The organism is Crenobacter luteus (assembly GCF_004345725.1).
In the GTDB taxonomy this organism is placed as follows: domain Bacteria; phylum Pseudomonadota; class Gammaproteobacteria; order Burkholderiales; family Chromobacteriaceae; genus Crenobacter; species Crenobacter luteus.
Genome location: NZ_SLXG01000001.1, coordinates 155,872 through 178,412, shown reverse-complemented (window position 1 = coordinate 178,412; position 22,541 = coordinate 155,872). Strand labels below are relative to the sequence as shown.

Annotated in this window: 28 protein-coding genes; 9 read left to right on the top strand and 19 right to left on the bottom strand. The window is 67.5% G+C overall.

What is annotated here, in order from left to right; all coding sequences use genetic code 11:
* Window positions 1–45 precede the first annotated feature (45 nt).
* From EV683_RS00945 to EV683_RS00920, 6 genes are all read right to left on the bottom strand, one after another.
* On the bottom strand, window positions 46–294 hold the full coding sequence (locus EV683_RS00945) for an FAD assembly factor SdhE (protein WP_066612633.1): 249 nt from the start codon (window positions 292–294) through the stop codon (window positions 46–48).
* Window positions 291–1,001 carry a succinate dehydrogenase iron-sulfur subunit gene (locus EV683_RS00940; RefSeq protein ID WP_066612632.1) on the bottom strand — a complete coding sequence of 237 codons (711 nt, stop codon included), beginning with the start codon at window positions 999–1,001 and terminating at the stop codon, window positions 291–293. Before EV683_RS00940 ends, EV683_RS00945 begins: the two co-directional genes overlap by 4 nt.
* 11 nt (window positions 1,002–1,012) lie before the next feature.
* On the bottom strand, window positions 1,013–2,800 hold the full coding sequence (gene sdhA, locus EV683_RS00935; protein WP_066612631.1) for a succinate dehydrogenase flavoprotein subunit: 1,788 nt from the start codon (window positions 2,798–2,800) through the stop codon (window positions 1,013–1,015).
* Complete coding sequence (sdhD, locus tag EV683_RS00930) at window positions 2,800–3,144, bottom strand: succinate dehydrogenase, hydrophobic membrane anchor protein (protein WP_066612629.1); 345 nt, start codon at window positions 3,142–3,144, stop codon at window positions 2,800–2,802. The genes sdhA and sdhD overlap by 1 nt, the downstream gene beginning before the upstream one ends.
* Complete coding sequence (gene sdhC, locus EV683_RS00925) at window positions 3,138–3,512, bottom strand: succinate dehydrogenase, cytochrome b556 subunit (RefSeq protein ID WP_131861370.1); 375 nt, start codon at window positions 3,510–3,512, stop codon at window positions 3,138–3,140. Before sdhC ends, sdhD begins: the two co-directional genes overlap by 7 nt.
* Window positions 3,513–3,754: 242 nt before the next feature.
* Window positions 3,755–4,477, bottom strand: a complete 723-nt coding sequence (locus tag EV683_RS00920; RefSeq protein ID WP_131861368.1) for a GntR family transcriptional regulator — start codon at window positions 4,475–4,477, stop codon at window positions 3,755–3,757.
* A 190-nt stretch (window positions 4,478–4,667) separates the two neighbouring features.
* Here EV683_RS00920 and EV683_RS00915 point away from each other — a divergent pair, with 190 nt between their 5' ends.
* From EV683_RS00915 to lysS, 3 genes are all read left to right on the top strand, one after another.
* Window positions 4,668–5,648, top strand: coding sequence for a malate dehydrogenase (locus tag EV683_RS00915; RefSeq protein WP_066612619.1), 981 nt, complete (start codon window positions 4,668–4,670; stop codon window positions 5,646–5,648).
* Between the two features lie 152 nt (window positions 5,649–5,800).
* A protein-coding gene (gene prfB / locus EV683_RS00910; RefSeq protein ID WP_131861489.1) for a peptide chain release factor 2 occupies window positions 5,801–6,905 on the top strand; the annotation gives its coding sequence in 2 pieces (ribosomal slippage) (window positions 5,801–5,881 and window positions 5,883–6,905; 1,104 coding nt in all).
* A 100-nt stretch (window positions 6,906–7,005) separates the two neighbouring features.
* Window positions 7,006–8,508, top strand: a complete 1,503-nt coding sequence (lysS, locus tag EV683_RS00905; protein ID WP_131861366.1) for a lysine--tRNA ligase — start codon at window positions 7,006–7,008, stop codon at window positions 8,506–8,508.
* Window positions 8,509–8,811: 303 nt separating this feature from the next.
* Here lysS and EV683_RS00900 read toward each other — a convergent pair whose 3' ends face one another.
* Window positions 8,812–9,390, bottom strand: coding sequence for a phasin family protein (locus EV683_RS00900; protein WP_066612608.1), 579 nt, complete (start codon window positions 9,388–9,390; stop codon window positions 8,812–8,814).
* 345 nt (window positions 9,391–9,735) lie between these two features.
* On the opposite strand from EV683_RS00900, the gene minC reads away from it, so the two are divergent.
* Genes minC through EV683_RS00880 form a run of 4 tightly spaced genes read left to right on the top strand, consistent with a single transcriptional unit; the run spans window position 9,736 to window position 12,502 of the window.
* Window positions 9,736–10,443, top strand: coding sequence for a septum site-determining protein MinC (gene minC / locus EV683_RS00895; protein ID WP_131861364.1), 708 nt, complete (start codon window positions 9,736–9,738; stop codon window positions 10,441–10,443).
* A 31-nt stretch (window positions 10,444–10,474) separates the two neighbouring features.
* Entirely contained in the window at window positions 10,475–11,287 is an 813-nt protein-coding gene (minD, locus tag EV683_RS00890; protein ID WP_066612605.1) for a septum site-determining protein MinD, read from the top strand.
* A gap of 3 nt (window positions 11,288–11,290) precedes the next feature.
* Complete coding sequence (gene minE, locus EV683_RS00885) at window positions 11,291–11,548, top strand: cell division topological specificity factor MinE (RefSeq protein WP_066612603.1); 258 nt, start codon at window positions 11,291–11,293, stop codon at window positions 11,546–11,548.
* Window positions 11,549–11,551: 3 nt separating this feature from the next.
* On the top strand, window positions 11,552–12,502 hold the full coding sequence (locus tag EV683_RS00880; RefSeq protein WP_066612599.1) for a LysR substrate-binding domain-containing protein: 951 nt from the start codon (window positions 11,552–11,554) through the stop codon (window positions 12,500–12,502).
* 84 nt (window positions 12,503–12,586) lie between these two features.
* On the opposite strand, the gene EV683_RS00875 is transcribed toward EV683_RS00880, so the two are convergent.
* Window positions 12,587–13,759, bottom strand: a complete 1,173-nt coding sequence (locus EV683_RS00875) for an aminotransferase-like domain-containing protein (RefSeq protein WP_243694690.1) — start codon at window positions 13,757–13,759, stop codon at window positions 12,587–12,589.
* A gap of 44 nt (window positions 13,760–13,803) precedes the next feature.
* On the opposite strand from EV683_RS00875, the gene EV683_RS00870 reads away from it, so the two are divergent.
* Window positions 13,804–14,268, top strand: a complete 465-nt coding sequence (locus EV683_RS00870) for a MarR family winged helix-turn-helix transcriptional regulator (protein ID WP_131861360.1) — start codon at window positions 13,804–13,806, stop codon at window positions 14,266–14,268.
* The gene (locus tag EV683_RS00865) at window positions 14,265–14,738 is read left to right on the top strand and encodes a hypothetical protein (protein WP_131861358.1); all 474 of its coding nucleotides are present in this window, start codon (window positions 14,265–14,267) and stop codon (window positions 14,736–14,738) included. Before EV683_RS00870 ends, EV683_RS00865 begins: the two co-directional genes overlap by 4 nt.
* Before the next feature lie 102 nt (window positions 14,739–14,840).
* Here the strand turns inward: EV683_RS00865 and greB are convergent, their stop codons facing one another.
* The 11 genes from greB to EV683_RS00810 all read right to left on the bottom strand — a co-directional run bounded on the left by greB (window position 14,841) and on the right by EV683_RS00810 (window position 22,502).
* Window positions 14,841–15,395: a transcription elongation factor GreB gene (gene greB / locus EV683_RS00860; RefSeq protein ID WP_131861356.1), complete on the bottom strand. Its 555-nt coding sequence runs from the start codon at window positions 15,393–15,395 to the stop codon at window positions 14,841–14,843.
* A 19-nt stretch (window positions 15,396–15,414) separates the two neighbouring features.
* Window positions 15,415–16,647, bottom strand: a complete 1,233-nt coding sequence (locus EV683_RS00855) for a pseudouridine synthase (protein WP_131861354.1) — start codon at window positions 16,645–16,647, stop codon at window positions 15,415–15,417.
* On the bottom strand, window positions 16,640–17,293 hold the full coding sequence (scpB, locus tag EV683_RS00850; RefSeq protein WP_066612586.1) for an SMC-Scp complex subunit ScpB: 654 nt from the start codon (window positions 17,291–17,293) through the stop codon (window positions 16,640–16,642). The genes EV683_RS00855 and scpB overlap by 8 nt, the downstream gene beginning before the upstream one ends.
* 142 nt (window positions 17,294–17,435) lie before the next feature.
* Window positions 17,436–18,296, bottom strand: coding sequence for a segregation and condensation protein A (locus tag EV683_RS00845; RefSeq protein ID WP_131861352.1), 861 nt, complete (start codon window positions 18,294–18,296; stop codon window positions 17,436–17,438).
* 54 nt (window positions 18,297–18,350) lie between these two features.
* Window positions 18,351–18,560 (bottom strand): hypothetical protein, encoded by a 210-nt coding sequence (locus tag EV683_RS00840; RefSeq protein ID WP_131861350.1) that lies wholly within the window; start codon window positions 18,558–18,560, stop codon window positions 18,351–18,353.
* 113 nt (window positions 18,561–18,673) lie between these two features.
* The gene (locus EV683_RS00835; RefSeq protein WP_131861348.1) at window positions 18,674–19,870 is read right to left on the bottom strand and encodes a tryptophan--tRNA ligase; all 1,197 of its coding nucleotides are present in this window, start codon (window positions 19,868–19,870) and stop codon (window positions 18,674–18,676) included.
* 18 nt (window positions 19,871–19,888) lie between these two features.
* Window positions 19,889–20,527 (bottom strand): site-2 protease family protein, encoded by a 639-nt coding sequence (locus tag EV683_RS00830; RefSeq protein ID WP_066612580.1) that lies wholly within the window; start codon window positions 20,525–20,527, stop codon window positions 19,889–19,891.
* A 68-nt stretch (window positions 20,528–20,595) separates the two neighbouring features.
* Window positions 20,596–21,216: an L-threonylcarbamoyladenylate synthase gene (locus EV683_RS00825; protein WP_066612578.1), complete on the bottom strand. Its 621-nt coding sequence runs from the start codon at window positions 21,214–21,216 to the stop codon at window positions 20,596–20,598.
* A gap of 5 nt (window positions 21,217–21,221) precedes the next feature.
* A complete protein-coding gene (locus EV683_RS00820; protein WP_131861346.1) occupies window positions 21,222–22,091 on the bottom strand; it encodes a 3',5'-nucleoside bisphosphate phosphatase in 870 nt (289 codons plus the stop codon).
* Window positions 22,088–22,288 carry an oxidoreductase-like domain-containing protein gene (locus EV683_RS00815; RefSeq protein ID WP_066612576.1) on the bottom strand — a complete coding sequence of 67 codons (201 nt, stop codon included), beginning with the start codon at window positions 22,286–22,288 and terminating at the stop codon, window positions 22,088–22,090. Before EV683_RS00815 ends, EV683_RS00820 begins: the two co-directional genes overlap by 4 nt.
* Window positions 22,281–22,502, bottom strand: a complete 222-nt coding sequence (locus EV683_RS00810; protein WP_131861344.1) for an RNA-binding S4 domain-containing protein — start codon at window positions 22,500–22,502, stop codon at window positions 22,281–22,283. Before EV683_RS00810 ends, EV683_RS00815 begins: the two co-directional genes overlap by 8 nt.
* Window positions 22,503–22,541: the final 39 nt, after the last annotated feature.

Genomic DNA, 22,541 nt, shown 5'->3' with positions numbered 1-22,541 from the left:
TTTTGTGGTCTTTGTAATGGTGTGTGCGTGTCCGCACCCTGCCGCCTACAGACCGCGCAGGATCTCGACGATGCCCGCCAGCTCCGGGTCGTCGATCTCGGCCTTGCCGTTGACGACGTCGAGGAAGTCGGTGTCGGGCAGGTCGAGCAGGCGCCGGTAGGCGTCAAGTTCCGCTGGCGTGAGCGAATCGAAGTGCTGCGCGAGGAATTTCGTCAGCACCAGATCCAGCTCGAGCAGGCCCCTACGCGAGCGCCAGCGAATCCGCTTGAGTTCAACGGGATCGAACTCGTTCATACCGCACGCTTGACCATCAGGTCCTTGATCTTGCCGATCGCACGAGTCGGGTTCAGGTGCTTCGGGCAGACGTCCACACAGTTCATGATGGTGTGGCAGCGGAACAGACGGTACGGGTCTTCCAGGTTGTCCAGACGCTCGTTGGTGGCGGTGTCGCGGGTATCCGCGATGAAGCGGTACGCGGCCAGCAGGCCGGCCGGACCGACAAACTTGTCGGGGTTCCACCAGAACGAGGGGCAGGAAGTCGAACAGCACGCGCAAAGGATACACTCATACAGACCATCGAGCTCCTTGCGGTCTTCCGGCGACTGCAGGCGCTCCTTCTCGGGCGGCGGCGTGTCGTTGACCACGTAGGGCTTGATCGAGTGGTACTGCTTGAAAAACTGCGTCATGTCGACGATCAGGTCGCGGATCACCGGCAGGCCCGGGATCGGACGCAGCTCGATCGGCTGCTTCAGGTCTTTCAGGTCGGTCAGGCAGGCCAGACCGTTCTTGCCGTTGATGTTCATCGCGTCGGAACCGCACACGCCTTCGCGGCAGGAACGGCGGAACGACACGGTCTCGTCCTTCACCTTCAGCTTCACCAGCGCGTCGAGCAGTTTGCGATCGGTCGAGTCGACCTCGACGCTGATGTCCTGCATATAGGGTTTGGCGTCCTTGTCCGGGTCGTAGCGGTAGACGCGGAACTGGATCGTTTGGGTCGTCATCGTCGTTCCCCTTAGTAGGAGCGGGTCTTGAGGGCGATCGTCTCGACGGTCAGCGGGGTCAGGTTGACCGGCTTGTATTCGAGGCGGTTGCCGTCACGGTGCCAGAGGGTGTGCTTCAGCCAGTTCTTGTCGTCGCGGCCGTTCGGGGTTTCCGGGGTGTCCGGCGCGTCGTCGCGCACGTGGGCGCCGCGCGACTCGGTGCGCGCGTTGGCCGAGATCATGGTCGCCTTGGCGACTTCGATCAGGTTCTCGAGCTCGAGCGCCTCGACGCGCGCGGTGTTGAACACCTTCGACTTGTCGGCGATCTCGCAGCGCTTGACCATCTTCTCGACCTCGAGGATCTTGTCGACGCCCTCGGCCAACATGTCCTTGAAACGGAACACGCCGCAGTGGTTCTGCATCACGCGCTGCATGGCGCTGCGCGCCTCGTGCACGTTGGTGCCGTTCTTCTGCTCGTCGAGGCGCTTGACGCGGGCGATCGAGCGCTCGACGTCGGCCATCGCCAGTTCCGGCAGCTCGGCCGGCTCGCTCTTGATGAACTCGATCATCGAGTTGGCCGAGCTCTTGCCGAAGACCAAGAGGTCGAGCAGCGAGTTGGTACCGAGGCGGTTGGCGCCGTGCACCGACGCGCACGCGACCTCGCCGGCGGCGTAGAAGCCCGGCACGACCGCCTTGTGGTCGCCGTCCTTCGGCACCACGACCTCGCCCTTGTAGTTGGTCGGAATGCCGCCCATCTGGTAGTGGCAGGTCGGCACGACCGGGATCGGCGCCTGAATCGGGTCGACGCCGGCGAACTTGATCGAGATCTCGCGGATGCCCGGCAGCTTGGACTTGATCACCTCGGGGTCGAGGTGGGTGATGTCGAGCAGCACATGGTCCTTGTTCGGGCCGCAGCCGCGACCTTCGTTGATCTCGGTCACCATCGCGCGCGACACCACGTCGCGCGACGCGAGGTCCTTGGCGTTCGGCGCGTAGCGCTCCATGAAGCGCTCGCCCTGCGCGTTGCGCAGGATGCCGCCTTCGCCGCGCACGCCCTCGGTGATCAGCACGCCCGCGCCGGCCACGCCGGTCGGGTGGAACTGCCAGAATTCCATGTCTTCGAGCGGAATGCCGGCGCGCGCCGCCATGCCCAGGCCGTCGCCGGTGTTGATAAAGGCGTTGGTCGACGAAGCGTAGATGCGGCCGGCGCCGCCGGTGGCAAACAGCGTGGCCTTGGCCTGGAACACGACGATGTCGGAGGTTTCCATTTCCATCGCGACGACGCCCTGCACGCGGCCTTCGGCGTCGCGGATCAGGTCGAGCGCCATCCACTCGACGAAGAAGTGCGTGTTGGCGCGCACGTTGCGCTGGTACAGCGCGTGCAGCATCGCGTGGCCGGTACGGTCGGCGGCGGCACAGGCGCGGCGCACCGGCTTCTCGCCGAAGTTCGACATGTGGCCGCCGAACGGGCGCTGGTAGATGGTGCCGTCGGCGTTGCGGTCGAACGGCATGCCGAAGTGTTCGAGTTCGACGACGACCTTCGGCGCCTCGCGGCACATGAATTCGATCGCGTCCTGGTCGCCCAGCCAGTCAGACCCCTTGACGGTGTCGTACATATGCCAGTGCCAGTGGTCCGGCTCGGAGTTGCCGAGGCTGGCGGACACGCCGCCCTGCGCGGCGACGGTGTGCGAACGGGTCGGGAACACTTTGGACAGCACGGCGGTCTTCAGGCCGGCCTCGGACAGTTGCAGCGCGGCGCGCATGCCCGCACCGCCCGCCCCCACGATTACCGCATCGAAATGACGAACAGGTACGCTCATTACAGCCCCCACACAACTTTAACCGAGTAGATGAAACAGGACGCGAGCCACACGATGGTGAAGCTGTGCAGCGCCAGGCGCACGCCCACCGGCTTCACATAGTCCATCCACACGTCGCGGATGCCGACCCACACGTGCAGCAGCAGCGCGACGATGGTCGTCTGCGTCAGCACCTGCACCCAGGTGCTCTTGAAGAAGGACTGCCACGCCTCGTAGCTGGACGGGGCGGTCAGCAGGAACAGGACCAGCGCCACGGTGTAGAGCGCCATGATGACGGCGGTCACGCGCTGCATGACCCAGTCGCGCAGGCCGTAGCCGGCGCCGACGACGATGCGGTTTACCATAGGAACACCCCCAGAACGACGGTCAGCGCCAGGCTCACGCCGAGGACAACCTTGGCGGTCGCGCGGGCGGTTTCGAGCTCCAGCCCTTTGTGCACGTCGAGGAACAGAAAGCGGATACCCGCACAGAAGTGATGCAGGTAGGCCCACATCAGACCGATCAGCACCAGCTTCATCAGCGGGTGCGCGACGACGGCGCGGTAGCTGTCGAACGCTTCGGCCGAGCTCAGCGAGCCGGCCAGAAGGTAGATCAACAAGGGGAGAGAGAGGAACAGCGCCACCCCACTGACCCGGTGCAGGATCGAGACGATGCCCGGCAAGGGCAGTCTGATCACCGTCAGGTCCAGGTGCTTCGGTCGTTGCTTCTGCATACTGGCTTCCTTGGACAAAAAATACCAAGCGATTGAATCCGGCTTTCTTTGCCGGCCGGTGACAGCCGAAAAAGAGAACCGCCTGAACGCCGCGGACGAGCTCCCCCGTCCGCGTCATCCAACGCCGCCGCCGTGCCGACCCTTCGGCACAGTCCGGCGGTGGATCTCGCCGGGACGGCCTGCGCGGGCCGTCCGCCTGTTGTTCTGGCGCGTCGTCGCGCGCCTTCTTGCGTATGTATGTTTCAGCGCAGGTGGGTGTAGGCCACCTGCTGGGTGAGGCAGTAGCGCATCCGCCACTCGACCGGCTCGCCCTCGATCGAAACCGACAGCCGGGTCACCGCCAACGCCGGGGTATCGGTCGTCACCAGCAGCAGCTGGGCCTCCTCGCGCGCCAGCGTCGCGACGCGCATCTGCTCCATCACCGTCTTGGGGCGCACGCCGAAACGGCGCTGCAGCGTGGCGTACACGCCGCCGGCCTGCCGCAGCCAGCGCGCCTCGAGCCCTTCGAAACGCTCGGCCGGCAGGTAGACGTCGTCGAGCGCCACCGGCTGGCCGCCGAGCCGCCACAACTGGCGCACCCGGATCATCGGCACCAGGCGGCGCAAGCCCATCAGCTCCGACACCTCCTCCGGCGCGTTCGCCTTCCAGCAACCGAGCAGCTCCTGCATCAGCGCCTCCTGGCGACCGGCGCGGGTGCCGATGGTCTGCAGCCTCGCCTCGCCCCAGTCGCTGGCCGCCTCGGCGACGAAGGTGCCGCGCCCCTGGTGGCGGTAGAGCACGCCCTCGCCGACCAGCTCGGTCAGCGCCTTGCGCACGGTACCCTGGCTGACCGACAACTCCTCGGCCAACTCCCACTCGCTGGGCAACGCCGCGTGTTCCTGCCACTCGCCTTCGGCGATACGGCGCAGCAGCAGCTGCTTGATCTGCTCGTAAAGCGGCTGGCGGCGGAGCTTGTTGCTGGTCATGGCGGACTTTTTACCACCATCGGCCAAGGGGCGTAAACCAAGTCTTATATAAGACACATATATGGATAACCCTAGGCCGCCGCACGCATTTGCCGCGCCGCACAACCCCCGGAACGCGTGTTACACTCGGGCGCACAGCACGACACCATCCCGTTGTTCCAAAGGGCAGCCACGAAAGGAGAACGCCACGATGAAAGCCCCCGTACGCGTCGCAGTGACCGGTGCCGCCGGTCAGATCGGTTACAGCCTGTTGTTCCGCATTGCCAGCGGTGAAATGCTCGGCAAGGACCAGCCGGTGATTCTGCAACTCCTGGACCTGCCGCAAGCCCAGGCCGCCGTCAAAGGCGTGATGATGGAACTGGAAGACTGCGCCTTCCCGCTCCTGGCCGGCATGATCGCGACCGACGACCCGAACGTGGCGTTCAAGGACGTCGAAGTCGCCCTGCTCGTCGGCGCCCGCCCGCGCAGCAAGGGCATGGAGCGCAAGGACCTCTTGGAGGCCAACGGCGCCATCTTCACCGTGCAGGGCAAGGCGCTGAACGACCACGCCGCCCGCAACGTCAAGGTGCTGGTGGTCGGCAACCCGGCCAACACCAACGCCTGGATCGCGATGAAGTCGGCCCCGGATCTGAACCCGAACCAGTTCACCGCGATGTTGCGCCTGGACCACAACCGCGCGCTGTCGCAGATCGCCGCCAAGACCGGCAAGCCGGTGTCGTCGATCGAAAAGCTGGCGGTGTGGGGCAACCACAGCCCGACCATGTACGCCGACTACCGCTTCGCCACCATCGACGGCGAGTCGGTCAAGACCCTGATCAACGACGAAGCCTGGAACCGCGACGTGTTCCTGCCGACCGTCGGCAAGCGCGGCGCCGCCATCATCGAGGCGCGCGGCCTGTCGTCGGCCGCCTCGGCCGCCAACGCCGCGATCGACCACATCCGCGACTGGGTGCTGGGCAGCAACGGCAAGTGGGTGACCATGGGCATCCCGTCCGACGGCTCCTACGGCATTCCGGAAGGCGTCATGTACGGCTTCCCGGTAGTGTGCGAAAATGGCGAGTACAAGATCGTGCAGGGCCTGGAGATCGACGAGTTCAGCCGTGAACGCATGAACTTCACCCTCGCCGAGCTCGAAGAGGAACGCGCCGCCGTCGCGCACCTGTTCGGCTAAGCGAAGCATCGCCGGCCACGCAAAAGCGCACCCTGCGGTGCGCTTTTGCATTTGTCCCGGCCGCTGTCGGGGCGCGGTTCGCGCCCGCAAGCCGCGCCCCGACAGCCGCCCGGCACGCCCGAATCCCCATTGCAGACTGGAGAACCCCCATGATCGAAGCCGAAATCCTCAACCAGATCGACGCGACCCTCAACGACCTGGCTCAGCGCAGCCAGGATATTCGGGGGTATCTTTGACTACGCCGGCAAGAAGGACCGGCTGGAAGAAGTCTCGCGCCTGACCGAAGACCCGGACATCTGGAACGAGCCCAAGAAGGCGCAGGAACTGGGGCGCGAGAAGAAGCAGCTCGAGGACGTGGTGCTGGTGCTCGACGCCATCGGCCAGACGCTGGCCGACAGCCGCGACCTGCTGGACATGGCCAAGGAAGAGGACGACGTCGACACCGTCGAGGCGGTCAGGGCCGACCTTGACAGCGTCGAGGCCAAACTCGCCCAGCTCGAGTTCCGCCGCATGTTCAGCCACCCGATGGACCCGAACAACTGCTTCATCGACATCCAGGCCGGCGCCGGCGGCACCGAGGCGCAGGACTGGGCCGGCATGCTGCTGCGCATGTACCTGCGCTACGCCGAGCGCAAGGGCTTCAAGGTCGAGGTACTCGAGGAATCCGAGGGCGAAGTCGCCGGCATCTCGAGCGCGACGATCAAGGTCGACGGCGAGTACGCCTTCGGCATGCTGCGCACCGAGACCGGCGTGCACCGCCTGGTGCGCGTGTCGCCGTACGACTCGAACGCGCGCCGTCACACCTCGTTCGCGTCGGTGTTCGTCTACCCGGAGGTCGACGACTCGATCGAGATCGAGATCAACCCGGCCGACCTGCGCGTCGACACCTACCGCGCGTCCGGCGCCGGCGGCCAGCACATCAACAAGACCGACTCGGCGGTGCGCATCACGCACAACCCGACCGGCATCGTCGTGCAGTGCCAGAACGACCGTTCGCAGCACCGCAACCGCGACGAGGCGATGAACATGCTGCGCGCCAAGCTGTTCGAGCTCGAGATGAAGAAGCGCAACGAGGCCAAGCAGGCGCTCGAGGACAGCAAGACCGACGTGGGCTGGGGCCACCAGATCCGCTCCTACGTGTTCGACCAGAGCCGCATCAAGGACCTCAGGACCAGCCACGAGGTCGGCAACATCAAGGCGGTGATGGACGGCGACCTCGACGGCTTCATCGAGGCCAGCCTCAAGCAGGGCGTCTAAGCCCCTCCCCCATCGACGACCACGTTGGCCGAGCCCGCCGCCGCGCGCCTTCCGGCTCGGCCAACCGCACGATTCCAGAATAAAGACCCCGGAGTGTTTCATGTCTGAACAAGACCAGGCCCTGCCGCAACAGGACGAAAACCAGATCATCGCCGAGCGCCGCGCCAAGCTCAAAGCGATCCGCGAGGCCGGCGTCGCCTTCCCGAACGACTTCAAGCGCGAGCACCAGGCCGGCAGCCTGATCGCCCAGTTCGGCGACAAGAGCAAGGAAGAACTCGAAGGCCTGAACATCGAGGTCGCCGTCGCCGGCCGCATGATGCTCAAGCGCGTGATGGGCAAGGCAAGCTTCGCCACCGTACAGGACGGCACCGGCCGCATCCAGTTCTACATCAACGACCAGGGGGTCGGCGCCGAAACGCACGCGGCGTTCAAGCACTGGGACATGGGCGACATCCTCGCCGCGCGCGGCGTGCTGTTCAAGACCAACAAGGGCGAGCTGTCGGTCAACGTGACCGAGCTGCGCCTGTTGTCCAAGTCCTTGCGTCCGCTGCCGGAGAAATTCCACGGCCTGGCCGACCAGGAACAGAAGTACCGCCAGCGCTACCTCGACCTGATCACCAACGAATTCTCGCGCGACACCTTCGTCAAGCGTTCGAAGATCGTGCAGGGCGTGCGCGAGTACATGGTCGCCGAGGGCTACCTCGAAGTCGAAACGCCGATGATGCACCCGATCCCGGGCGGCGCCACCGCGAAACCGTTCGTCACCCACCACAACGCGCTCGACATGGCGCTCTACCTGCGCATCGCGCCGGAGCTGTACCTGAAGCGCCTGGTGGTCGGCGGCATGGAGCGCGTGTTCGAGATCAACCGCAACTTCCGCAACGAGGGGATGAGCACCCGCCACAACCCCGAGTTCACCATGATGGAGTTCTACGAAGCCTACGCCGACTACCAGCGCATGATGGAGTTGACCGAGGGCGTGATCCAGTCGGTGGCGCGCGCGGTGTGCGGCAGCCTGCACATCCAGTACCAGGGCAAGCCGGTCGACCTGTCCCGCTTCGAGCGCCTGACCATCGTCGAGGCGATCAAGAAGTACAACCCGCACTACAGCGACGAGCAACTGTCCGACCGCGCCTGGCTGAAGGAAGAGATCGTGCGCGCCGGCGGCAAGCCGGTGCTGACCGACGGCATCGGCGGCCTGCAGCTGTCGCTGTTCGAGGAAGTCGCCGAGAGCCAGCTGTGGAACCCGACCTTCATCGTCGACTACCCGGTCGAAGTGTCGCCGCTGGCGCGCGAATCCGACCAGCACAAAGGCATCACCGAGCGCTTCGAGCTGTTCGTGGTCGGCCGCGAGCTGGCCAACGGCTACTCCGAGCTGAACGACCCGGAAGACCAGGCCGAACGCTTCCTGTCGCAAGTCGCCCAGAAGGACGCCGGCGACGACGAGGCGATGCACTTCGACGCCGACTACGTGCGCGCGCTCGAATTCGGCATGCCGCCGACCGGCGGCTGCGGCATCGGCATCGACCGCCTGGTGATGCTGCTGACCGACGCGCCGTCGATCCGCGACGTCATCCTGTTCCCGCAGATGCGCCACGAGTGAGCGCCTCAGCGCCGGCCCCGACCGCCCTCCCCGCCCTTGCGCGGGGATTTTTTCCGCCCGCGCCCGCCCGCTTCGCGCCAAGCCAAGCGCGCTGCGCCCTTGCTTGCGCGGTCGCCGGCATCGGCGGTGCGCGGGGCCGCGCATCCGGCTTGTGACCCACGCCTCACGCCGGGCTCCCTTCGCGGCGGCGCGTCGGCAAACGTCAAAAGGGACGCCGCCGGCGCCCCTTCCCTGCGCAGGCGACAAAAAACCCGCCGGGGGACGACCAGTCCCGGGCGGGTGAAGCGCCTGCGAGAAAACCGCTTAGGCGGCGCCGTTGGCGCCGGATGCGACCGGCTTCTTGCGCGCGACGGCGGCGGTGGCAGCCTGAGCCGAATGGGTCGCGGCTTCGACGCCGGCCTCGGCCAACTCGGCACCGACCTTCTTGGCGGTCTTGGACACGCTCTCGAAGGCGGCGTTGGTGGTGTTGATGAAGCTCTTCACCGCGTTCACCGCGACGTCGGAGCCGGCCGGCGCGTTCTTGGCGAAGCGGTCCAGACCGCCGATCACGTTCTTGTTCAGCTCGGCGACCTGCTCTTCGAGGAAGGCGGCGATTTCGTTCTGGGTCGCCACCGAGGCGTCGTACACATTACGCGCCACCGAGAAGGCCTGGTCGATGGTCGGCTGCGCCTGCGCGGACTGCCATTCGGTCAGCGACTTGGCGTCCTTCACTTCGGCCAGCGACTTGATCGCCTGCGCGTTGTCGGCCAGCAGCTTGCGCGACAGGTCCAGCTGCAGTTGGGCAAAGCGCTCGACGCTGCCCAGCAGGATGGAGGAGAAACGGACGGCCTTGTCCAGTTGTGCGTGGCCGAGGGCGGAAAATTCTTGTTGATTGATCGACATGTTTGACACTCCTCACTTATTTGGCACGACTCGATTGCTGATCGGAACCGCTTTGTTGCATTGCACAATCGCATGGTAGGTAGGCGGCCGGGCGATGTCAAATGTTTTTTGCATCGCACCATTCACTAAACCACTCTGTTTATTGGCATTTTTACCACACAAGATTGCATTGTCATGAATTTTGCGCAATAAACTGCTGCGGCGCAACTGCGGCATTGGCGAAGCACTGCGACACGCGTACATAGCGCACGCGACAAAGCCGCCGCCAGCCGTTGAAAGCGCCCCGGCAAGGCTTTAAACTCGCGGCATATTCATTGAAGAAATCTATCCAACGGCTAGCCCATCATGAGCCCAACGGCGACCGCCTTCGACATCAAATCCGCCAGCCTCGACCTGCTGGCCCTCCTTCTGAAGACCGCCGACGCCGACACGCTGAACGCGGCGCTCGAGGCCCGCTTCGCCGTCACCGAGTCGCCCGAGCCCTTCGTGCTCGACCTCGAGGCGCTGCCCGAGCCCGAGGCGCTCGACCTCGGGCGCCTGCTGCCGATGTTCGCGCGCCGCGGGGTGCGCGTGGTGGCGCTGCGCCACCCGGACGAGGCGTTCGCCGCGCTCGCGCGCCGCTACGGCCTCGCCTTTGCGCCGGCGTCGAGCGCGCGCCTGGCCGAGCCTGCCGCGCCGGCCGCCGTCGAGCCGCCGCGCGCGCCCGAGCCGCCCGTGGCGAACACGCTGATCGTCGACAAGCCGGTGCGCGCCGGCCAGCAGATCTATGCCCGCGGCGGCGACCTCGTCGTGCTGTCGATGGTCAGCGCCGGCGCCGAGCTGATCGCCGACGGCAGCATCCACGTCTACTCGCACTTGCGCGGCCGCGCGCTGGCCGGCGCGCGCGGCAACACCGCCGCGCGCATTTTCACCCTGGCGATGGAGGCCGAGCTGCTGTCCATCGCCGGCGTCTACCGCACCATCGAGCAGGCTTTGCCGGCGAGCATCGCCGGCCGCCCGACCCAGGTCTACCTGGAAAACGAGCGGCTCGTGATGAGCGCGCTGGGCGACTGACCGTATTCAACAGCATTCTGAGGAAACCAACGTGGCAAGAATCATCGTTGTAACGTCCGGCAAGGGCGGCGTGGGCAAGACCACTACCAGCGCGAGCTTCGCCTCCGGGCTTGCGCTGCGCGGCCACAAGACCGTCGTGATCGACTTCGACGTCGGCCTGCGCAACCTCGACCTGATCATGGGCTGCGAGCGCCGCGTCGTGTACGACCTGATCAACGTCGTCAACCAGGAGGCCAGCCTCAACCAGGCGCTGATCAAGGACAAGCACTGCGACAACCTGTTCGTGCTGCCGGCCTCGCAGACGCGCGACAAGGACGCGCTGACCGAGGACGGCGTCGAGCGGGTGCTCAAGGACCTGGCCGACATGGGCTTCGACTACATCGTCTGCGACTCGCCGGCCGGCATCGAAAAGGGCGCGCTGATGGCGCTGCACTTCGCCGACGAGGCGCTGATCGTCACCAACCCGGAGGTCTCGTCGGTACGCGACTCCGACCGCATCCTCGGCATCCTGGCGTCCAAGTCGCGCCGCGCCGTCAACGGCGCCGAGCCGGTCAAGGAGCATCTGCTGATCACCCGCTACGCGCCGGGCCGCGTCGACAAGGGCGAGATGCTGTCGGTCGACGACGTCAAGGAAATCCTGCGCGTGCCGCTGCTGGGCGTGGTGCCCGAGTCGCAGACCGTGCTGCAGGCGTCCAACGCCGGCACGCCGGCGATCCACATGAACGGCAGCGACGTGTCCGAGGCGTACAAGGACGTCGTCGCGCGCTTCCTCGGCGAAGACCGGCCGATGCGCTTCCTCGACGCGCCCAAGGTCGGGCTGCTCAAACGACTGTTCGGAGGTTAAGCCATGTCCCTGATCGACATGCTCTTCGGCAAGCGCAAGAAAACGGCCGACATCGCACGCGAACGCCTGCAGATCATCCTCGCGCACGAACGCGGCCGCAACGGCGCGCCCGACTACCTGCCGGCGCTGCAGAAGGAGCTGATGGAGGTCATCTCCAAGTACGTCAAGGTCAACCACGAGGACATCAAGGTCCAGCTCGAACGCCAGGACAACTTCGAGGTGCTCGAGGTCAACATCGTGCTGCCGGAGAACCAGCGCTAGACCATGACGCTGACCGAACTGCGTTACATCGTCGCGGTGGCGCGCGAGCGCCACTTCGGCCGCGCCGCGCAGCGCTGCTACGTCAGCCAGCCGACGCTGTCGATCGCGATCAAGAAGCTCGAGGACGAACTCGGCGTGATGCTGTTCGAACGCGGCGGCGCCGAGGTCGCGGTCACCGAGATCGGCGAGCGCATCGTCGAGCAGGCGCAGCGCGTGCTCGAGGAGGCCGACGCGATCAAGCGGCTGGCCGGCGAGCACCAGAACGAACTGGTCGGCCCCTTGAAGCTCGGCGTGATCTTCACCATCGGACCGTACCTATTGCCCAAGCTGATCCCGGCGCTCAGGGTGCTGGCGCCGGACATGCCGCTCTACCTCGAGGAGAACTACACCGCGAGGTTGGCCGAGATGCTCAAGCGCGGCGAGGTCGACGCGATCATCGTCGCCGACCCGTTCGACGAGCCCGGCACGCTCGCCTACCCGCTGTACGACGAACCCTTCGTGGTTGCGACGCCCAAGGGCCACCCGTGGGAAAAGCGCGCCGCGGTGAAGGCGCAGGAGCTCGGCGACGAGGGCGAGAGCGTGCTGCTCCTGACCCAGGGCAACTGCTTCCGCGACCAGGTGCTCGCCTCGTGCAGCGAGCTGGCCAGCCGCCAGGCGCAGCACGGCGGCCTCGCCGGCATGCTGCAGGGCAGCTCGCTGAACACCATCCGCCACATGGTCGCCAGCGGCATGGGCATCACCGTGCTGCCGACCACCTCGGTCGGCGCGAACGACGCCGCGCTGTTCTCGGTGGTGCCGTTCGCCGACCCGACGCCGCTGCGCCGCGTGATGCTGGTGACCCGCAAGCAGTTCTCGCGCAAAAAGGCGATCGAGACGCTGCAGCAGGCGGTGTTCCGCTCCGGCCTCGAAGGCGTCACCATGCTCGAGGAGGAGGCCGCCGGCCAGCCGTCCTGAGCCGGCCCGTCCCGCCAACAGCCCGGCCCTGCGCCGGGCTTTTTCATGTCGACGCTCGGCCAACGTTGGCCGAGCCGTCCGCGCTCAGGCGCCGGCGGCGCGCAGGATGGCGGCCAGCCGCGCGATTCCCTCGTCGATGCGCGCATCCGGCGCGTGGCTGAAGTTGAGCCGCAGATGGCCGATGCCATCGTCGGGTTCGGCGAAGAAGGGTTCGCCCGGCATGAAGGCGACGTCGGCCTCCAGCGCCGCGGGAAGCAGCGTGCGGGTGTCGACGCGGCGCTTGAGCCGCAGCCAGAAGAACAGCCCGCCTTCGGGCGTGTTCCAGTCGGCCAGCTCGGCGAAGTGGCGCTCGAGCGCGGCCTGCATCGCGTCGCGTCGCCCGCGGTAGAAGCCGATCAGCCCGTCGACATGCTCGGCCAACCTCTCGCTGCCGAGCCACTGCTCGGCCTGCCACTGCGCGTGGCGGCAGCTGTGCAGGTCGGCCGCCTGCTTGAGCTTGACGAGATAGGGAAACAGCTCGGGCGAGGCGACCAGGAAGGCGTCGCGCAGCCCCGGCGCCAGCACCTTGGACAGCGTGCCGGTGTAGATCCACGGCGCCTTGTTCAGCCGCGCGGCGATCGGCGTCGCCGTTTTGCCGTCGAACGACAGCTCGCGGTAAGGCTCGTCCTCTAGCAGCGGCACCTCGTAGCGGTCGAGCAGCGCGGCGACCGCGTCGCGCGTCGCCTCGTCGTAGCGCGCGCCGGACGGATTCTGGAAGGTCGGGATCAGGTAGGCCAGCGCCGGCCGGCGCGCCTGCAGCCTTGCCTCGAAGGCGGCCAGATCGATGCCACGCGGCGTCAACGGCACGCCGAGGCAGTCGGCGCCGAACAAGCGGAACACCTGCAGCGCCGCCAGATAGGTCGGCTGCTCGACCAGAACCGGCGTGCCCGGGTCGACGAACAGCTTGGCGGCCAGGTCGAGCGTCTGCTGCGAGCCGGTCAGCACCAGCACCTGCTCGGCCGCGCACGGCAAGCCGAGCGCGGACACCTGCGCGGCCAGTTTGGCGCGCAGCCCCGGCTCGCCCTCGCTCGTGCCATACTGGGCCAGCGCGCGCGGCGCGGCGTGCCAGTCCAGCTCGGGCAGCCTGTCGGCCGCCGGCAGACCGCCGGCGAAGGAGATCACCCCGGGCCGCTGCGCGGCGGCGAGGATCTCGCGGATCAAGGAGCCGGACAGACGCTGGATGCGCTCGGAAAACATGCTACCCTCCATATAGGTCATGATTATTGACCTAAAAGATCGCCCAAACACGGAACAGAGTCAACATGATTGACGTAAATAGCCCGCCGCCGTGCGACGACAGCGACCTGCGCGCGGCGATGGAACACTTCTTCTTCGCCTACCAGGCCTTCACCGCCCGGCCCGACGCCATCCTCGAGCGGCGCGGCCTGGCGCGCGTACACCACCGCGTGTTGTTCTTCATCGCGCGCGAGCCCGGCCTGTCGGTCAAGGGCCTGCTCGCCAAGCTCGGCGTCTCCAAGCAGGCGCTGAACACGCCGCTGCGGCAGCTGATCGAGATGGGGCTGGTCGACGCCGTCGCCGACGCCGTCGACAAGCGCATGAAGCGGCTCTACCTGAGCGCCGAGGGCGCGCGGCTGGAGGCGACGCTGTACCGCGAGCAGGCGCGGCTGCTGGAAGGCGCGCTCGCGCGCGCCGGCCTCGACGCGGCCGGCGGCTGGCTCGCGTTCAACCACGCGCTGTCGCCGCGCGACGACGGGGACGGCGCATGAACGTCCCCGCCCCCCTGCCCGACCTCGACGCGCTGCGCGCCGAATGCCGCGCGATGGTGCGCCGCCGCGCGGCGCTGTCGGCGTCGGTCGCCGTCGTGCCGCTGCCCGGCGTCGACGTCGCGACCGACCTGACGCTGCTGATGGAACTGATCCCGGCGATCACCCTGCGCTTCGGGCTGACGCCGCAGCAGATCGACGGCCTGCCGCTGGAAAAGCAGGCGCTGGTCTACGGCGTGGTCAAAAAGGCCGGCAGCCTGCTGATCGGCCGCGTGGTGACGCAGGAATTGCTGCTGACGGTGCTGAAGAAGGTCGGCGTGCGGCTGACGGTGAAACAGGTCGCGCGCTTCGTGCCGGTGCTCGGCCAGGCGGCGGCGGCCGGCCTCAGCTACGGCGCGATGGTCTACCTCGGCCACACCCACATCGAGCACTGCTACCGCGTCGCGCGCGCGCTGCGCGAAGGGCACGATTGAGGCGGCCGCACCCCCCCTCGCGACGGAATGCAAAAAGCTTGGCCGAGCAAACCGCTCGGCCAAGCTTTTGGTGACTTGTCGTCGCCCGACGCAGGGGGGAGCTTACTCGATGCGTTCGTAGCGCACTTCGAGGATCTCGATCTCCTCGACGCCGTCGGGACCGCGGAACAGCACGGTGTCGCCCTCGCGGGCCTTGATCAGCGCACGCGCGATCGGCGAGATCCAGCTGATGCGGCCGCGCGGCAGGTCGATCTCGTCGACGCCGACGATGGCCAGCGCCTGCTCGGCGCCGTCGCCGCGCAGCACCGTCACCGTCGCGCCGAAGAACACCTGCTCGGTCGCCTCGCGCGTCTCGGGGTCGACGACCTCGGCGATCTCGAGCCGCTTGGTCAGGAAGCGGATACGGCGGTCGATCTCGCGCAGCCGGCGCTTGCCGTACAGGTAGTCGCCGTTCTCCGAACGGTCGCCGTTGGACGCCGCCCAGTTGACTACCTGCACCACCTCGGGCCGCTCGCGGTTGACGAGGTGGTAGAGCTCGTCCTTCATCCGCTGCCAGCCGGCCGGGGTCAGATAGTTGCGCGTCGCCGCCGGCAGGCGCTGCTCGGCCGGCAGCTCGTCGTCGAGATCGTCGCTTTCCCTGGTGAACGCCTTGCTCATCGTTCCCCCTCGCGCGGACTCAGCGCGCCGGCTTGGCCGGCTTGAGCTGGCCGGTCACCGTCAGGCCGGCCCACTTCATCACGTTGGCAACCTCGAGCTCGTTGAGCTCGTAGAACTGGCCGCGCTTGAGGCGTGCAGGCAGGCCGATCGGGCCGAAGCGCAGGCGCATCAGGCGGCTGACGGTCAGGCCGTAGCCCTCGAACATGCGGCGTACCTCGCGGTTGCGGCCTTCCTTGATCACCACGCGGTACCAATGGTTCTTGCCCTCGCCGCCCTGGTCGATCAGGCGGTCGAAGCGCGCCGGGCCGTCGTCGAGCAACACCTCGGTGGTCAGCGCCTTCTTCTGCTCGTCGGACAGCTCGCCGAGCACGCGCACCGCGTACTCGCGCTCGGCCTCGAAGCTCGGGTGCGCGAGACGGTTCACCAGCTCGCCGCTGGTGGTGATGATCAGCAGACCCGAGGTATTGACGTCGAGGCGGCCGACGGTCACCCAGCGGCTGCTCTTGGCCTGCGGCAGACGGTCGAAGACGCTGACGCGGCCTTCCGGGTCGTCGCGCGACACGATCTCGCCTTCCTGCTTGTGGTAGATGATGATGCGCGGCAGACGGTCGGGCCACTTGAGCTTGATCGGGTTGCCCTGCACCAGCACCTTGTCGTGCGGGCCGACATGGTCGCCCAGCGTCGCCACCTTGCCGTTGACGCGCACCTGGCCGGCCTCGATCAGTTCCTCCATCGCGCGACGCGAACCGACGCCCGAGTTGGCGAGCGCCTTCTGCAGCCGCACCGGCGCGATCTCGTCGATCTTCACGCGCGTTTCGCGCAACTGCTTGGCGCGCAGCTGCACATCGTGCGACATGCCGCGCAGCGCGAGCTTCTTGGCGCGCTGCACCGGCGCGGCCTTCTTGCCCTTGCCGAAGTCGCGCGCCTCGCCGAAGCCGGAGGGCTTGTCGTCGCGCGCGAACGGCGCATCGTCGCGGCGCTCGTCGAAGCGGCCGCGCGGCGCGTTGCCGGACTTGCCGAAGCGCGGCTTGTCGTCGCGCGCGAACGGCGCGTCGTCGCGGCGCTCGTCGAAGCGGCCGCGCGGCGCGTTGCCGGGCTTGCCGAAGCGCTTGTTGTCGTCGCGCGCGAACGGCGCGGCGCCCTGGCCGACCGGCTTGATCGGGCTCTTGGCCTGCGAACGCGGGGCGGACGGTTGATTGCGGGTCACCCGCGACACCGGCTGGCGCGCGTGCTGACTTTTGTTCTTAGACATAACTTTCCTGTTCTGTATCGGTATCGGCCGCGTAGGCGCGGGCCGCTTCGTCGTCGGCCCGCTCAGCCTGTTCGACCAGGTCGAGCGGCGGCTCGTCCGCTTGGGGCACGACCAGCGTGCCCAGTTCCGCCAGCGGCGGCAGGTCCCTGAGCGAGTTGAGGCCCAGGTCGTCGAGAAACTTGCGCGTGGTCGCGTACAGACCGGGGCGGCCCGGCACGTCCTTGTGGCCGATCACCTCGATCCAGCCGCGGTCGTTCAGGCTTTGCATCACGCTCGAGGACACCGACACGCCGCGGATCGCCTCGATGTCGCCGCGCGTCACCGGCTGCTTGTAGGCGATGATCGCCAGCGTCTCCATCACCGCGCGCGAATAGCGCGGCGGCTTTTCCGGGTTCAGCCGCGCCAGGTAGGGATTGAACTCGGCCCGGGCGCGAAAGCGCCAGCCCGAGGCCAGCCTGACCAACTCCACGCCGCCGCGGCCGCGCCAGTCGCGCTGGATCTCGTCGAGCATCTCGTTGATCAGCGCGGCCTTGACGTCCTCGGTGAACAGTCTTTTGAGCATCGGCACCGACAAGGGTTCGCCGGCGGTGAGCAGCGCGGTTTCCAGGACCGTTTTCAGGTACTTGAGGTCGGTGATGGTGGACATAGGGCAGTGTAGCCAAAGGATCGCACGGACGCGCCGCCAAGGTCGCGGGAAGGCGCGGATTTTACACGGTTTTTTGCCCGAACAGCACATTATCGCCGTCCGGCGGACGCGACCGGCCGGCGCCGGACGCGCCGACGCCGCCTCAGCCGGTCGCCAGCCGCACGTAGATCGGCTGGTAGGCGGCGTCCTGGCTGACGCGGATCAGCCCTTCCTTGACCAGTTCGAGCACCGCGATGAAGTTGACCACCAGGTGCGGCACGCCCTTGTCGACCTCGAACAGCTCCTCGAAGGCGACGTAGTCGCGGCCGGCCAGCACGCGCAGGATCCAGCTCATCTGCTCCCTGACGGACAGCTCGTCCTTCTCGACCTTGTGGTGGCGCGTGTGCCGGGCGCGCGACAGGATCGCCATCCAAGACTGCCGCAAGTCGGCCGCGCTGACCTCGGGCAGGCGCTCCTCGGCGCCCTGCTCGATCAGCACCGCCAGCCACGCGAAGTCGCGGTCGGCCTGCGGCATCTTGTCCAGTTCCAGCGCCGCCAGCTTGATCTGCTCGTATTCGAGCAGCCGGCGCACCAGCTCGGCGCGCGGGTCGTCCGGCTCGCCGTCGTCGTCCTTCGGCGGGCGCGGCAGCAAGAGCCGCGACTTGATCTCGATCAGCAAGGCCGCCATCAGCAGGTACTCGGCGGCGAGCTCGAGCCGCTCGGCCTGCATCGCGTCGATATAGCCGAGGTACTGGCGCGTGATGGTCGCCATCGGGATGTCGAGCACGTTGAGGTTCTGCTTGCGGATCAGGTAGAGCAGGAGGTCGAGCGGCCCCTCGAAGCTGTCGAGGAAGACCTTGAGCGCGTCGGGCGGGATGAACAGGTCGTGCGGCAGGTCGAGTACCGGCTGGCCGAACAGCAGCGCGATCGGCTCGGCGCCCCCGGACGCGGCGGCAGGCTCGACCGGACCCGCGGCGACGCCGTGGGCGGATTCGAGGGCGGGATCGGCGGGGACGGCGGACATGGGGCGCTAGGATAGCGGTTTCGCCGCGGGCGGGCCAGTTCGGCGCAAGCGCGCCTACTCGACGATGAAATCGTCCTCCCGCCCGCGCCGCTTGCGCCTCGCCTCGGCGTACGCCGCCAGCGCGAAGTAGACGACGAGGCCGATCAGCCCCAGCTCGAACGCGATCTCGAGCCCGTCGCCGCCGCCGGCCGACAGCGCCAGAAGTCGCAGGCCCGCCACGGCGGCGACCGCCAGCACACCGAGCAGCGTCAGGCCCCAGCCCATGCGTTCTCCCTTCCCCGCGCGGCGCGGGCGTGACAAAGGTTGGCCGAGCGATGCCTTCGCGACGCGCCGCCGCCCGGGCTCGGCCAACCCCGGCCGGGCCCGCTGCCGGGGGATCAGAAACCGAGGCCCATCGCCTCGCGCACCTCGTTCATCGTCGCGCGCGCGACCTTCTCGGCGCGCGCACAGCCCTCGGCGACGATTTCCTTCACCAGGTGATGGTTGTCGAGGTAGGTCTGCGCGCGTTCGAACATCGGCTGCTGCTCGCGCAGCACGCCGTCGATCACCGGCTGCTTGCAGTCGAGGCAACCGATGCCGGCGCTGGTACAGCCGGCCTTCACCCACTCGCGCGTCTCGGCGCTGCTGTAGACCTGGTGCAGCTGGAACACCGGGCACTTGGCCGGGTCGCCCGGGTCGGTGCGGCGCACGCGCGCCGGGTCGGTCGGCATCGCGCGCACCTTCTTGGCGACGTCGGCCGGCTCCTCGCGCAGCGCGATGGTGTTGCCGTAGGACTTGGACATCTTGTTGCCGTCGAGGCCGGGCATCTTGGACGCCTCGGTCAGCAGCGCCTCGGGTTCGGGCAGGATGGTCTTGCCCTTGTTCTCGAGGTAGCCGGTCAGCCGTTCGCGGTCGGCGTGGCCGATGTTCTGGCTGGCGACGAGGATCTCGCGCGCGGCGACGAGCGCCTCGGCGTCGCCGTCCTGCAGATAGCGGGTGCGCAGGCGGTCGTAATCCTTGCCGGCCTTGCCCATCTTCTTGACCGCGGCCTTCGCCAGCTCCTCGAAGTTCGGCTCGCGCCCGTACAGGTGGTTGAAGCGGCGCGCGACCTCGCGCGTCAGCTCGATGTGCGGGATCTGGTCCTCGCCGACCGGCACGCGGCCGGCGCGGTAGATCAGGATGTCGGCCGCCTGCAACAGCGGGTAGCCGAGGAAGCCGTAGGTACCCAGGTCCTTGGTCGACAGCTTCTCGATCTGGTCCTTGTAGGTCGGCACGCGCTCCAGCCACGACAAGGGCGTCATCATCGACAGCGCCAGGTGCAGCTCGGCGTGCTGCGGCACCTTGGACTGGATGAACACGGTCGCCTTCTCGGGGTCGACGCCGGCGGCCAGCCAGTCGATCACCATGTCCCAGATGCTCTTGCCGACGATGGCGACGTCGTCGTAGCTGGTGGTCAGCGCGTGCCAGTCGGCCACCATGAAGTAGCAGTCGTGGCTGTGCTGCATCGCCACCCAGTTCTTGATCACGCCGTGGTAGTGCCCGAGGTGAAGCTTGCCGGTCGGGCGCATGCCGGAGAGTACGCGGTCTGCGGACATGTGTCGTTTTCTGATGAATTAGAGGAAAAAACGCAGCAGATCATACATCAGGTTGATGAACGGCCGCAGGATGGGCGACAGCAGGCCGGTGACGATCAGGCCGATCAGGATCCACATGCCGTAGGGCTCGAGCCGCGAGTAGCGGTAGGCGACGCCCGGCGGCAGCAAGGTCTCGACGATGCGCCCGCCGTCCAGCGGCAGGATGGGCAACAGGTTGAGCACCATCAGCGTGATGTTGATCGACACGCCGATCTGGCTCATCAGCCGCAGCGGTTCGCTGAAGTAGCTGTCGGTGCTGATCGCCAGTTTGAACAGCAGCGCCCAGCCTATCATCATGCCGAAGTTGGCCAAGGGCCCGGCGCCGGCGACCCAGCGCGCGCTGACGCGCGGGTTCCTGAGCGCGCCGAAGTTGACCGGCACCGGCTTGGCCCAGCCGAACAGGAAGCCGCCGAGCATCAGCGTCAGAAGCGGCAGCAGCACGGTGCCGATCGGGTCGATGTGCTTGAGCGGGTTCAGCGTCATGCGGCCGAGCATGTAGGCGGTCGCGTCGCCGAAGCGCTTGGCGGCGTAGGCGTGCGCCGCCTCGTGCAGGGTGATCGCCAGCAACACCGGCAAGGCGGCGACGGCGATCTGCTGGATCAGGTTGTTGATGTCCATGCGTTCATCTTCGAAACGGAAAAAATAATAAGACCAAGGAATAACGCCGGAGTGCCGCCGGCGCAGCCTCAGAAGCCGAAGCGCGCCACGTCACCCTTGCCGCGACGCACCAGCTCGACGCCGTCGGTCATGTCGATCACCGTGGTCGGCTCGGTACCGCACCAGCCGCCGTCGATCACGAGGTCGACGCTGTGCTCGAGCCGCTCGCGGATCTCGTACGGGTCGGTCAGCGGCTCGTCGTCGCCCGGCAGCATCAGCGTGCACGACAGGATGGGTTCGCCGAGCTCGGCCAACATCGCCAGCGCGACCGCGTTTTGCGGCACGCGCAGGCCGATGGTCGAGCGCTTGGCGTTCAGCGTGCGGCGCGGCACCTCGCGGGTCGCCTCGAGGATGAAGGTATAGCTGCCCGGCGTCGCCGCCTTCAGCAGCCGGAACTGGCGGTTGTCGACCTTCGCGTAGGTCGCCAGCTCCGACAGGTCGGCGCACACCAGCGTCAGGTGGTGCTTGGGGTCGAGCCGGCGCAGCGCCAGCAGCCGCTCCATCGCCGCCTTGTCGCCCATCGCACAGCCGAGCGCGTAGCACGAGTCGGTCGGGTAGGCGATCAGACCGCCTTCCCTGACGATTTTCACCGCTTCCCGGATCAGCCGCTGTTGCGGGTTGTCCGGGTGAATCACGAAGAATTGGGCCATGTTGTCTAGAAAAGTCCGTCAGGGCCGCCCAGCCCGGCCGCGGCGGCAAAGCGCGCCCACACCGGCTTGCAGATCGGCGGCAGGGGCTGGGTGAGGCCGACGTCGCGCGCGCCCTCGCCCGGCGCGTGAAAGTCGCTGCCGGCGCTGGCGAGCAGGCCGAAGCGCTCGGCCAACAGCGCGTACTTGTGCGTTTCGTCGAGGCTGTGGCTGCCGCTGACCACCTCGATCGCCTCGCCGCCGGCGGCGGTGAAGTCGGCGATCAGCCGCTCGGTCAGCGTGCGGCCGAGCTCGTAGCGGCCCGGGTGGGCGATCACCGCGACGCCGCCGGAGGCGCGGATCCAGCCGACCGCGTCCTCGAGGCTCGCCCATTGATGCGGCACGTAGCCGGGCTTGCCGGGCGTCAGGTACTTGCGGAACACCGTGCGCACGTCCTTGACGTGGCCGGCCTCGACCAGCCAGCGCGCGAAGTGGGTGCGGCCGATCATCTCCGGGTTGTCGCAGTGCTGCATCGCGCCGTCGAAGGCGCCGTCGATGCCGACGCGCGCCAGCCCCTCGCCCATCGCGCGCGCGCGGTTGACGCGGCCGTCGCGGATGGTCTGCAGGCCGTGGACGATCGCCTCGTGCGCCGGATCGATATCGAGGCCGACGATGTGCAGCGTGTGCTTGCCCCAGCTCACCGAGACCTCGACGCCGTCGACGAAGCCTATTCCGGCCGCCTCGGCCGCCTGCCGCGCGGCGGCGAGACCGGCGGTGCAGTCGTGGTCAGTCAGCGCGACAAGTTTCGCGCCGCGCTCGGCGGCGCGCGCGACAACCTCGGCCGGCGCCAGCCCGCCGTCCGACGCGGTCGAGTGAAAGTGCAGGTCGACCGGGTTCATGCCGCGCCCGCCTTGCCGTCCTGGCGCGCCTGCCACGCGGCGAGGCGGGCGCGGTAGTCGGTCAACTGCTCCTGGTACAGGTCCCACACGCACGGCTCGCAGCCCGAGCCGCAGCACAGCTCGTCGGCGGGCGCCTCGGGCGCTTCCGGCATCGGGTCGAAGTCGTCGTCGAGCTCGGTCATCGGCAGATCAGGCATCGGCGGCCACGACCTTGATCGAGAAACCGGCGCCGCTGACCGTCTGGCCCGGGCGGATCTTGCAGGTCTTGCGCAGCTCCTGCTGGCCGTCGACCGACACCTCGCCGGCGGCGACCAGCTGCTTGCCGGCGCCGCCGGAGTCGACCACGCCGACCACCTTCAGCAGGTCGCACAGCGCGATGTATTCGTTTTTGAGCGCGAAGGTTTCGTTCATTTTTTCACAACCGGACTGAACAGCCTTGTGGGGCGCCTG